This is a genomic window from Aquimarina sp. BL5 (assembly GCF_003443675.1).
In the GTDB taxonomy this organism is placed as follows: Bacteria; Bacteroidota; Bacteroidia; order Flavobacteriales; family Flavobacteriaceae; genus Aquimarina.
Genome location: NZ_CP031963.1, coordinates 5953760 through 5966289, shown reverse-complemented (window position 1 = coordinate 5966289; position 12530 = coordinate 5953760). Strand labels below are relative to the sequence as shown.

The 12530-nt window shown below is 33.5% G+C and carries 9 protein-coding genes; 1 reads left to right on the top strand and 8 read right to left on the bottom strand.

The genetic code is table 11. The features are described from left to right. Positions 1-57: 57 nt before the first annotated feature. The 8 genes from D1818_RS25070 to D1818_RS25035 all read right to left on the bottom strand — a co-directional run bounded on the left by D1818_RS25070 (position 58) and on the right by D1818_RS25035 (position 9507). On the bottom strand, positions 58-960 hold the full coding sequence (locus D1818_RS25070) for an aldo/keto reductase family oxidoreductase (protein WP_118463304.1): 903 nt from the start codon (positions 958-960) through the stop codon (positions 58-60). 44 nt (positions 961-1004) lie between these two features. Then, entirely contained in the window at positions 1005-3887 is a 2883-nt protein-coding gene (locus tag D1818_RS25065; protein ID WP_233558551.1) for a glycoside hydrolase family 3 N-terminal domain-containing protein, read from the bottom strand. 137 nt (positions 3888-4024) lie between these two features. Next, complete coding sequence (locus D1818_RS25060) at positions 4025-4510, bottom strand: ABC transporter ATPase (RefSeq protein ID WP_118463301.1); 486 nt, start codon at positions 4508-4510, stop codon at positions 4025-4027. 122 nt (positions 4511-4632) lie between these two features. After that, positions 4633-5424 (bottom strand): (Fe-S)-binding protein, encoded by a 792-nt coding sequence (locus D1818_RS25055; RefSeq protein WP_118463298.1) that lies wholly within the window; start codon positions 5422-5424, stop codon positions 4633-4635. 64 nt (positions 5425-5488) lie between these two features. Continuing rightward, positions 5489-5935: a phosphoheptose isomerase gene (locus D1818_RS25050; protein WP_118463295.1), complete on the bottom strand. Its 447-nt coding sequence runs from the start codon at positions 5933-5935 to the stop codon at positions 5489-5491. Between the two features lie 68 nt (positions 5936-6003). Beyond that, positions 6004-7323: a (Fe-S)-binding protein gene (locus D1818_RS25045; RefSeq protein WP_118463292.1), complete on the bottom strand. Its 1320-nt coding sequence runs from the start codon at positions 7321-7323 to the stop codon at positions 6004-6006. A gap of 13 nt (positions 7324-7336) precedes the next feature. Beyond that, positions 7337-8287 (bottom strand): MlaD family protein, encoded by a 951-nt coding sequence (locus D1818_RS25040; protein WP_118463289.1) that lies wholly within the window; start codon positions 8285-8287, stop codon positions 7337-7339. Positions 8288-8373: 86 nt separating this feature from the next. Then, on the bottom strand, positions 8374-9507 hold the full coding sequence (locus D1818_RS25035) for an N-acetylmuramoyl-L-alanine amidase (RefSeq protein WP_118463286.1): 1134 nt from the start codon (positions 9505-9507) through the stop codon (positions 8374-8376). 198 nt (positions 9508-9705) lie between these two features. Here D1818_RS25035 and D1818_RS25030 point away from each other — a divergent pair, with 198 nt between their 5' ends. Beyond that, a complete protein-coding gene (locus D1818_RS25030) occupies positions 9706-12486 on the top strand; it encodes a putative LPS assembly protein LptD (protein WP_118463283.1) in 2781 nt (926 codons plus the stop codon). The last annotated feature ends 44 nt before the right edge of the window (positions 12487-12530 follow it).

Sequence of the window (12530 nt, the reverse complement as noted above, 5' to 3'; positions counted from 1 at the left end):
TATAATAACAAAGTTTAAAGCTGAAACCTGCTTTTGAGTTTCTAAAAAGAAATATAACTAAGCAACTTCTTCTCCTGCAGAAGCTTCCCATATTTCAAACCATTCTTCATCTGTAATCTGAAGTGATAACGAATTTACGGCAGACTGAATACGGCTTATTTTTGTGGATCCCATTACCGGTACTATTCCGGAAGGATGTTTTAATAGCCAAGCGGTTAATATCTGATCAGCAGGAACATCATATTTTTGTATTAAACGATTCACTACTTCATTGATTCTAACAACACTTTCCTCTGGTTGTTTCGAAAAAAACTTCCCTCCAGCAAGTGTAGAATATGCCATGGGTTTTATTTCATGCTTTATACACTGATCCAAAGATCCATCAATAAATGGCGATAGTTGTAATGGTGAAATTTCTATTTGATTGGTTTGTAGCGGAAAAAATGCGTTTAACATTTCAAACTGAGAAGTAGTAAAATTAGAGACTCCAAAACTCAATACTTTACCACTTGATTTTAGCATTTCAAAAGTTTCTGCTATCTCTGACGGATTCATTAAAGGACTTGGTCTATGAATCAACAACATATCTATATAATCTGTTTGTAAATTCACCAATGATTGTTCTACAGATTCTATGATATATTTTTTGGTTGTCTTATAAGATTTTATATTATTTTCAGGTCGATTAGGAGTTACTAATCGAATACCACATTTAGTAATCAATTGTATTTGTTTTCTTATCGAACTTTTGCCTTTGATGGCATTACCAAATAATGTTTCTGTAGTATAATGTCCATAAATATCAGCATGATCAAAGGTTGTTACACCAATAGCGATACAATCTTCGATTAGTTTTTGAGATTGGTCAATGGTTAGATTTGCTCCCCATTCACCCCAATTCATGCATCCTGCTACTATTCTAGAAAATAATGATTCGTTTTCTGAAACCTTTGTGTTCATTTTATTTAATTTTTAGACTATAACCTACAATACAATAGATGTTCTTAATAATTTATTGCTTCATATATCAATCTCTGAATCTCTGATCGAATATCATTGGAGATCAATTTTCGATTCGCAGAATCAGGAAATGTCCGATTACTTAGAAATACGTAGATTATTTCTTCATCAGGATCTGCCCAGGTAAACGTCCCGGTAAAACCACTATGCCCGTAACTATTCATTGATATACAACCGCAGGTAGGTCCAACATCACCTAACTGAGGTTTATCAAAACCCACACCTCTTCTTACTCTTTTATCGCAATATGTACAGGTATTAAACTCTGCAATAGTAGCACTACTGATAAACTGCTTTCCGCCATAATACCCTTTATTAAGATACATTTGCATCATCTTCGTAACATCATTAGCATTCGCAAATAATCCTGCATGACCTCCAATACCACCAAACATAGCTGCTCCCTGATCGTGAACATACCCATGAATAATCTCTTTTCTGTATGCTTGATCATTTTCGGTAGGAACGATTTGTTTTTTATCAAACCTATTTAAAGGTAAATACCCCATATTACTGGCTCCCATAGCACGATAAAAATGTTGTTGAGTCAAAGCGTCTAAATTATTTCCATAATGTTCTTCGATAAAGGATTTCATTAAGTAATACGGAAGGTCACTGTATTTATAACTAAGCCTATTTCTTAATTCACTATCTCTTATTCTCAGCATTAGAGAATCCTTCATATCACTTCTTAAATACAAGTTACCCGTCACTTTGATATTAAAATCATCAGAAGGTTTATTTCTATAGTATTTCTTATCAGGTAGTGTAGTAACAGAATCAAGTGTTTTTAAATAAAAAGGAATCCAAGCCCTTAATCGCGCATAATGCGACAACATGGATCTTACTGTAATATCTTTTTTATTAGAATCACTAAACGAAGGTAGCATCTCTCCTACTCTAGTATCTAAAGACAAAATACCTTTATCTTTTAATTCCATTGTTAATGGTAATGAAGAAAGAATCTTCGTTAAAGATGCTAAGTCATAAATATCTGAGCTTTTAACTTTTCGGGATTTCGAATAGGTATGGTATCCATAATTTTTATTGAAAATCACTTTACCTTTTCTCGCGACCATTAGTTGTAAACCAGGCGTCATTTTTTCTTTTAATGCAATATCCACTATTGAATCTATACGCGCTAACTTATGAGAGTTCATACCAACTGTTTCGGGTATACCATACGTAAGGCGTTTTAAAGATCTTGTTTCAAACCCTGTTCCTAAAGGAAAATCTACGCCAAGACTTACCGGAAGTTTTCCTTTTGCTTCTATAGCTCCAAAAAGCAATTGAGCCGCTTTTTGTTGGGCAACAGCACTATTTTGATACGCCATTAAAATACCTTCAAAGTTTGTGGTCGTTTGAAGATCTAACATTGCGTAAGGACGAGAAAAAATACTTAGCACCGTATTATTTAGTCTTGCTATTTCATATAACCATACCAATTCTTTATCCTTTAATTTATAGTCTTTCCAAGGATTATCGTTTGATTTGTGTAGACCAACAATGACATAATTATAGTTTCGCAACTGATCTAATATATCAGACAGCTGATTACCTTTTACCCAATCTACTTTAGTATACTTATTCAGCGCTTCTAAAAAGACTTCTCCAGAATCATCTCCTAAAGAAACATATGCTACTTTTTTAAGATCTAAATTCTTGACCGGTAATATTGCTCTATCATTTTTGACTAAAGTTAAAGAATTCTCTACCAGTTTATGATGCAAAACCTCATTGGCAATGCTATTAAGCTCTTCGTTAAGGTACTCAGTTTTTACAGGTTTATATTCATGAAGTCCTGCCTTATATTTTGCTAGCAGTATTTTTTTAACGGAGTGCGATAAGCGTTCCTCCGTAATTTCACCTGCATAGTAGGCGGATACAATTTTCTGAGAAGCTAGTGGAACATCTTCTGATATTAAAAGAATATCATTTCCTGCCTTCAAAGCTGCAAGATCAATATCGCCAGGGGCTTTAAAATCAGAAGCTCCTTTCATATTCAATGCATCTGTAATAATCAGCCCTTCGAAACCAAGACTGTCTTGCAAAATATTAGTAACTACGTTCTCAGAAATTGAAGATGGATATCCTGATCGGGGTTCTAAACTGGGAATATTAAGATGTGCGACCATCACACTGGACAATCCGTCAGCAATTAGTTTACGATATGGATATAGTTCTATACTATCTATTCTTTTTTGATCAAAATTAATAGTTGGTAATGTTTTATGAGAGTCACTATCCGTATCTCCGTGACCAGGAAAATGTTTTGCACTTGCCAGAACACCTTCTTTTTGCATTCCTTTCATAAAAGCTAATGCCTTTTCTGTAACATTATCTTTGTCTTCACCAAAAGAACGATTCCCTATAATTGGGTTTTTTGGATTTGTATTCATGTCAACAACGGGTGCAAAATTAATATGAACACCTAATCGTTTACAGTGTTTAGCTATTTGTCGACCCGTCTCTTCTATTAAATCATTATTCTGTATGGCCCCTAAAGTCATATTCCATGGAAAAGCTTTGGTAGAATCCAGTCGCATAGCTAATCCCCATTCTGCATCCATTCCAATAAGCAAAGGTACTTTAGAAAGTTCTTGGTACTCATTATTTAGTTTAGCCTGACGCTGCGGCCCTCCTTTTGAGAAAATAATTCCACCAATATGAAATTCTTCTATCAGCTTTTTTATTTTGTCCGTCTCTTTCTTTGGTTTTAAAGAAAAAACATCAACCATGAATAGCTGTCCAATTTTTTCCTTTAGTGTCATTCTATTATAAATACTATCTACCCACAATCTTTGGGCAGCATATTCATCTTTAACAATAAGAGGGCTTAATGAAGCTATATCAATTTTTAATTCAATAGTAAGAGAATCAGATTGACCTCCATTAATCGAATCTTCTATCTTTAAAACATCAGACTGCTGGGAATAAACTGATAAGGTGAAAATAAAAATTATACAGGAAAAGTATTTTCTAAAAGTATATCGCACAAAAAAAACTAATTTAAAAAACGGTTATGCCAACTTTCTTTAGCAGGGACTTCCCAATCTGTCTTATATTCGGCTATATTAGTTACCAGATTATTAAACACAATAGTATTAGGAGATACAGATCGGTTTTTTGCCATTTTTCTAAAATCCGTAAGCGATTTATATGCTACAAACTCCCCTTGCTTATAAGAAACATTCATTTTATCCATCAAGTCGACATTATAATCGCTTTCTAATTTCTGGATGAAATGTACAGAAGCATCTATAGAACACCCGGTAGCTGCATTCGCATCTTGATCTAGAGCAATGCTAATAAACCTTTTATATTTTATATCATATCCTGCCTTAAGATCTGCACCGTGTGCAGTCCATTGTGTTATAAAAGTATCTAACCTTTTTTTTATCTCTTCTAACTCCTCCGAAGTAAAGGATCTATTGGCCTGATATATCCAAATTCTCGAAGTATCAGGCAGCTCATTAAAATCTACTAACATCCGCTTTCTTTTTATTCTCTAAAATAACAAAAACTATTTCTAATTGTTGCAACAAAAAAGAGTTAATATGAACAAACATATCAACTCTTTAATTATTGCATTTCATTTATTAAAAAATACTTTTATAAATCTTGAGCATTTGCAATTAATTCTGCCACATCCATTACATCAATACTATCTTCTTTCTCTTTATTTTTAACACCATCAGTCATCATAGTATTACAAAAAGGACAACCAGCTGCAATAATATCAGGTTTTGTTTCCAGAGCATCTTCAGTTCTTTCGATATTAACATCCTTATTACCTGGTTCTGGTTCCTTGAACATTTGTGCTCCTCCAGCTCCACAGCATAACCCATTACGCTTGCAACGCTTCATCTCTATAAGCTCCACTTCCAATTTTCTAAGTAGATCTCTAGGCGCCTCATATACATTATTTGCTCTTCCTAAGTAACAAGGATCGTGAAAAGTAATACGTTTTCCTTTAAACTTTCCGCCTTGTACAGTTAATCTTCCTTCATCTAACAAAGACTTAAGAAATTGTGTATGATGCATTACTTCATAATCTCCTCCTAATACAGGATATTCATTTTTTAATGTATTGAAACAATGAGGACAAGCCGTAACTACTTTCTTTATTTCATAAGCGTTCATTACTTCAATATTAGTAACTGCCTGCATCTGGAACAAGAATTCATTACCTGATCTTTTAGCAGGATCACCAGTACAACTTTCCTCCGTACCTAATACAGCAAAGTCTACATTGGCACTATGAAGTAATTTTACAAAAGCCTTAGTAATTTTCTTGGCTCTGTCATCAAAACTACCAGCACAGCCTACCCAAAATAAAACTTCTGGTTTTTTTCCTTCAGCCATATACTCTGCCATTGTTGGCACCTTTACTGTTTCACTCATATGTATTTACTATTTATATATTATGATTTCCGTTTGAAAAATTATTCAAAACAAAAATTCATATTTAATCGTGTTTTCCGTCGTCAAAAACTTCGATGGTTACTACTCTCTCTACCAGTTCTGTAAATTTCCCAGTATAACGAGTAGCTTTTACCAAGTGATTATCAATCCAATGATAGTTTCCTCCTCTTGGTTTACCCATTAAAAGACTATGATACTTAAATCCATGCTTATTTAACCAAGTCTCTGTAACTTCTCTATGATCTTCTGTTCTAGATGTAAAAAAACATATAATATGTCCTTCTTCATGCCATTTGTTTAATGTAATTAATGCATCCGGGAATGGCGCACAAGTAGCCATTCTCTCTGGCTCTTCATTAGGAACATCTTCTGTAATTGTTCCATCAATATCAATAAGATAGTTTTTAATCCCTTCTGGTAAAACAGGACTGATATGCTCTCCTGCTTCTATCTTATCGTGCAATAGTTTCTCTACTTCTTCCTTCTTCATAATTTCTAAATTCTCTTAAATTTTTAAAGTTTATGGTTAATAGTTATGGTTAATAATATTATAATTTTTTATTCCTGACTCCAGTTTAATCTATCCATTTGGTTAAATGGCCAAGGAGCTCCATTATTTTCTATATTAGACATCATATTATTAAGGTCTGTCGGTGCTGCACTTTGTTCCATTACCAAATATCTTCTCATATCTAAAATAATTGATAATGGACTAATACTCACCGGGCATGCTTCTACACAAGCATTACAACTTGTACAAGCCCATAATTCTTCTGTGGTAATATAATCGTTTAACAATTGCTTACCATCATCAACAAAACTACCATTCTTATCAATATTATCTCCTACTTCCTGAAGACGATCTCTGGTGTCCATCATTATTTTACGAGGCGAAAGCTTCTTACCTGTCTGGTTTGCGGGACATTCGCTAGTACAACGTCCACACTCTGTACAAGTATATGAATTAAGTAATTGTACCCAGTTTAGATCTGTTACATCAGAAGCACCAAATTTTTCTGGTTCAGTTTCGGTTTCACCCTCCGCAGGAGCCGCAAACGGATCTGCATTAGGATCCATCATAAGCATCACCTCCTTGGTAACCGCTTCTAGGTTATCCATTTGTCCTTTAGGCTTTAGATCCCCATAATATGTATTAGGAAATGCTAAAAGGATATGTAAATGTTTAGAGAAATATAAATAGTTTAGAAATATTAAAATTCCTATAATATGCATCCACCAAGCGGCTCTTTCAACAAGAATCAAGCTTGCTTCTGATATTCCGTTAAATAATGGTGTTATATATTGACTTACTGGATAGGCTCCAGCTTTTATGTAATGCTCTGCCCCTAAACTTTGTAATTGGAAATCCGCAGCATTCATGGTAAGAAACAGCGTCATTAATACGACCTCAAAATACAGAATAATATTACCATCATTCTTAGGCCAACCTTTTAAAGTCTTAAAACGCTTAATATTAATAACATTTCTTCTTATCCAGAATATAAATACACTCACTAATACTAAAAGCGCTAAAATTTCAAAAGAACCAATTAGGAAATCATAAAAACCTCCTAAAAAAGCAAATATTCTATGTGTCCCTAAAATACCATCTATAATAATCTCTAGCACTTCTATATTAATAATAATAAATCCTAAATAGACTACAACATGTAATATCCCCGAAATAGGTCTTCTTACCATCTTAGATTGGCCAAGAGCAATACGTGCCATATTATTGAAGCGCTCTTTTTTGTTATCAGTTCGATCTACATCTTTACCCAATCGAATATTCCGAATGACTTTACGGATGTTCTTGGTGAAATATCCAATTCCTGCTATTAAAGCAATTATAAATATGATATTAGGAATATATTGCATAGTTTGGTAGTAGTTAATTTATTGAATCTGTAGGTTTTACGTAAGGTTTATTCTTTTTCCCAAAGACAGAGACATTCACATATCGTGTGGGGTTCAATCGAAGATCCTGTAGTAATAATTCTAGTTCTTTGCTGGCTTTTTCTAAATTACCATATAATTTATCATCCTTGAGTAGCTTACCTGCAGTTCCATTTCCAACTTCTAGATCTTTAGAGATTTTTTCGAAATTAGCCAAAACACTGTCTAAATCATTAACCAGCTTACCTATGTTAACCTTGGATAGGGAATCCGAGAATTGGTTAAGATTCGTTGACATTTCATCGAGGTTAGCAAGCGTACTGTTTAGTTTCCCCTCATTACCTGACAAAATATTGTTCAACGCTCCAGAGGCTCCCTTAAAGTTTCTAACGGTAATACTTAAGTCTTTAAATATAGAGTTCAGATTATTTTTATTATCAAGAGATAAAATTTCATTTACTGAAGTTAATAACGTATCCGCGTCTTTTATTGCTGATTCTAATTTCAGCTGAAGCGGTGTTAACTGTTCATTTACCAATTCCAAAAGGCCCGCTTCTACTTTTCCCGGAAGCGTATCTTGATCTTTTGCTTCTAATCCTTGTTCATAAATAGGTTCTATGGCAAGGCTTTTACCTCCAATCAAACCTCCTCCGTACACCTTTGCTAAGCTATTTTTAGAAAAAGAAAAATTACTATTAACATTGAACTTGACCAATAGTTTCCCTTTAGTGTCAGCAAAACCGATAGAGATCACTTTACCAACTACTAAGCCATTTATGGTAACAGCGGAAGAAGGTATTAAACCTTCTACATTATCATATATAGCATAAAAAGTCCTATCATCATTCAAAAGGTTTTTACCTTTTAAAAAACTATAACCAAAAATCAAAAGTGCTATAGCAGACAGTGCTAAAATTCCTGTTTTAACTTCGCGAGTAAATTTCAAAATAGCATATGTTTAGGACACAAATTTAGAATAAAAAAAATACTTCTAAAGATTATTAACGAACGAATTATCAGTATTTATTTAGATTAATTCGAAGAAGTATCAGTTTTTAACGCTTCTGTAAGTGGAATTAACTGATTATCCTTAAATGCTACCACAAAACAAGAGGTATACCCTTTATCGACAGCTACTGTTTTTAACTCCTTGATTAAATTATAATTAGAGGTATTTCCGAAATAATACTTATGCAATTCACCAAACTGAACTTTAGATAATTGATCCAATCCGTTAAAGTTTTTCGGATCGAGCTCAATGTCATTAGAACCCGCTGCAATTTGGACCTTAAAAGTTATATTCTCATACAACTGTTCTCCCACTATTCGCGTGATAGAATCATTATTAACCGTTTCTGGGATTTCAGGTTCTGGAACATAATATGCTGCATCCAGACTCTCTTTATAATCTACAATTGATTTGATTATGGATTTAGCCATTTCTTCCTGGCCTTTTTTAGAATTAAGATATTTACCTTCTTTATTATTCGTAAGAAATCCTAATTCTATAAGTACGCTTGGCATATATGTTTGATGTAATACAACAAAACCAGCTTGTTTTACTCCTCTACTTTTTCTTTTTAATGTTCTATTGAATCGATTCTGCACAAAACTTGCTAACGTAAGACTTTGATCAAGATATTCTTCTTGCATTAATGTTAATCCAATAATAGATTCTGGAGAATTCGGGTCAAACCCATCATAGTTTGCCTCGTAATTATCTTCCATTAAGATAACAGAGTTTTCATTTTTTGCTACATTAAAGTTTTCATCGTTAGCATGTAAACCAAGTACAAACGTCTCCGTTCCATACGCTTGAGAATGATGAGAATTACAATGTACAGATACAAACAAATCAGCTTTCGCTTTATTTGCTATTTTTCCTCTTTCGTGTAATTCGATAAATTCATCGGTCTTCCTCGTATAAACCACCTTAAATCTATCATCTTTTTCTAAAGCTGCTCCAACTGCTAACACTACTTTAAGTGAAATATCCTTTTCTTTATAACCATTACCTCTATTTCCAGGGTCATGTCCACCATGTCCAGCATCTAAAACCACCACAAACTTATCCTTACTATTATCCTCCGCTACTGATACAGAAAATGCAGATAGTATAAAAATCAATACAATCGACAAGGAGCTATATATTATTTTCTTTTTCATATTTACACAAAATTATCACTTAGCTTGAAACATTACCTAATTGTTTCCGTATTTAGTATAATAATTCTAAAATCATAAGGTTATGATCTTAGAAATTACAATACAAGTTTTATTTATAATAACGTTAGAGCCCTGTATTTGATATAAATATTTATTTTTTCACCAATTACAATCTCTACATAAAAAATATATGTAATTTTGGCACTTCAAAAACTAAGCCATAGTTTTACAAAAATAGGATTTAAACCATTGCAAACAACGGTACGTAACATACTTTATTCACTAAGTTTTTCACTATTTTGTATTTGTTATACAACTGCACAAGAGTTTGATAAAACCACTAAGAAACCAGTTCCGGTTCAAAAGGATACTCTTTCTATACCTAAGAACACTGTAGATCCAAAATCAGAAATACTGGAGAATGAGAAAGATCAAGACACCACCAAGAAAGATACCATTGTAGAACCACCACAATTATTGACGGATAAAGTAAAATATAAATCTACTGATTATATGAGACTTAGTCGTAGAGAAAACAAAATGTATCTCTATAATGAAGCCGAAATTATATATGGCGAAATGCAGATTAACGCAGGACTTATCATCGTTGATAATGCTAAGAATGAAGTATATGCCTACGGTATTAAGGATTCTGTTGGTGACTATTCTCAGACTCCTGTTTTTAAACAAGCTCAGAATATAGTAGAACCGGATTCTATTCGTTTTAATTTTGACACAGAAAAAGCTCTTATTTACAATTCTCGAACCAAACAAGGTGAAATGAACGTTAAAGGAGAAGTGTCTAAAAGAGTAAATGACTCTGTAATATATATGAGTAATGTAAAATTCACTACTGCAGAGGATGTAGATAACGCAGATTATTACTTTTATGCCAGACGAATAAAACTAGTACCTAAAAAGAAGATTGTAACTGGACTTGTTAATATGTTTATCGCAGACGTTCCTACACCTCTTGGTCTACCTTTTGGGTATTTTCCTTTGGAGGAAGACAGAACTTCTGGCTTTATCATTCCTAGTTATGGAGATGAAAATAACAGAGGATATTTTCTCCAGAATGGTGGGTACTACTTTGCGCTAAGTGACTTTGCCGATTTAACAATAACGGGGGATTACTATACAAATGGTAGTTATACGCTCTTAACAGAATCTGCATATGCAGTACGTTATAAATATAGAGGTAATCTTAGGTTTAGGTTTGAAAATAATCTAACTAGTGAACGAGGTTTTCCTGATTTTGCAAGAACTACTACATATAATATTCAGTGGACCCATAATCAGGATGCAAAATCAAACCCTAACTCCAGGTTTTCTGCATCGGTAAACTTCGGAAGTAGTGACTTTTTTCAGCAATCTACAAATCAGTTAAATACTGGTAATTTCTTAAACAATCAGCTTACTTCTTCTGTTTCCTATGCTAAAACGTTTCAAGGAGATCCACAAGTAAATGTTAATTTAGCCGCCAATCATAATTCTAATACTCAAACAGGAATAGTTAATCTTTCTTTGCCTAATGTAAATGCTAGTGTATCACGAATATTTCCTTTTGCTCCAAAAGTTGGCGTTAAAAAAGGAATCATTCAAAATATCAATACCCAATATAACTTTAGAGGAGAAAATAGAATTCAGACTACGGATGAAGAGCTTTTTACAGCTGATATGTTTAAAGGAGCAAGTATAGGAATGCAACACACAATTCCTATTAGCACCAATTTTAAGATCTTTCGATATTTAAGTGCTACTATGGGAACTAGCTTTCAAGAGAATTGGGTGTTTGAAACAATCGATCAAAGTTACGATCCAGATGCTAATGATGGTGTAGGTGAAGTAGTAAGAGATACTATTACTGGTTTTGATGCATACAGAACTTATAATTTCTCTACTAGTTTAGGAACTACTATTTATGGTACATTTAACTTTAAAAAAGACAAGAAAATACAAGCTATTCGTCATACAATGAGACCTGCCATAAGCTATAGTATCAATCCAGCTTTTAATGAGTTCTATGATGAATATACTATCTCTGATAATCTGAGCACGCCAGATATTGATGAAACCGAAGTGGTTGAATATTCGCGTTTTGAAGGTGGCTTCTTTGGCGCACCAAGTAATACTTTTTCGAGTAGTATAGGTTTTTCTTTAAGTAATAATTTAGAAGCAAAAGTAAGAAGCAGGGATACCACTGCTACTGAGCCAAAAAAAGTGGTGCTATTAAATAATTTAAATTTTCGAACAGCCTATAATATTGCCGGTGACTCACTTCAAATTAGTCCTCTATCAATAACTGGAAATATTCCTATCGTTCAGAATAAATTAGACATCAACTTTAGTGCGGAGTTAGATCCCTATGCATTAGACAATAACAATCGTAAAATTGATGTTTGGAACATTAATAATGGAGGTAGTTTATTTAGGTTAACACGAGCTAGCGCTAATTTTGGATACTCGTTCTCTAGTAAAGATTTTGAAAAAGGAAAATCCGATGATGATCCTTTAAGCAACCAAACCTTAAGAAATGGTGGTAGGCCAGACAACCTATTTGGTGGAGGAACAGATTTTAGAGAAGAGCAAACCTATCGACAAAACGATAACAATCGAGAACAAAAGGATGTTCAAAATTATAATTATAAAATCCCTTGGTCTCTGCGTTTATCCTATACGGTTAATTATAGCAATAATGCCCGACAAAACGAAATATCCTCTCATTCCATTATGTTCTCAGGTGATGTAGAATTAGCTCCTAAATGGTCTGTGGGTGTATCCTCTGGATATGACCTTAAAAATCCTGGATTTACATATACCAACCTCAGATTCCAAAGAGATCTGGATAGCTGGAATATGAGTTTTAACTGGATACCCTTTAGTGACCGAACATCTTGGAACTTTTTTATTGGAATCAAATCTTCAGTTCTTAGCGATATTAAGTACGATAAAAGACGAGAACCAGACAGACAGCTGTAATATAGTTTTACTCTTCAATACCTCTACACCTCTAAAGAAGGCTT

Excerpts from the sequence above, each read along its gene's own strand:
- D1818_RS25070 (WP_118463304.1), bottom strand. The coding sequence starts at position 960 with ATGAACACAAAGGTTTCAGAAAACGAATCATTATTTTCTAGAATAGTA.
- D1818_RS25060 (WP_118463301.1), bottom strand. The coding sequence starts at position 4,510 with ATGTTAGTAGATTTTAATGAGCTGCCTGATACTTCGAGAATTTGGATA.
- D1818_RS25055 (WP_118463298.1), bottom strand. The coding sequence starts at position 5,424 with ATGAGTGAAACAGTAAAGGTGCCAACAATGGCAGAGTATATGGCTGAA.
- D1818_RS25050 (WP_118463295.1), bottom strand. The coding sequence starts at position 5,935 with ATGAAGAAGGAAGAAGTAGAGAAACTATTGCACGATAAGATAGAAGCA.
- D1818_RS25045 (WP_118463292.1), bottom strand. The coding sequence starts at position 7,323 with ATGCAATATATTCCTAATATCATATTTATAATTGCTTTAATAGCAGGA.
- D1818_RS25035 (WP_118463286.1), bottom strand. The coding sequence starts at position 9,507 with ATGAAAAAGAAAATAATATATAGCTCCTTGTCGATTGTATTGATTTTT.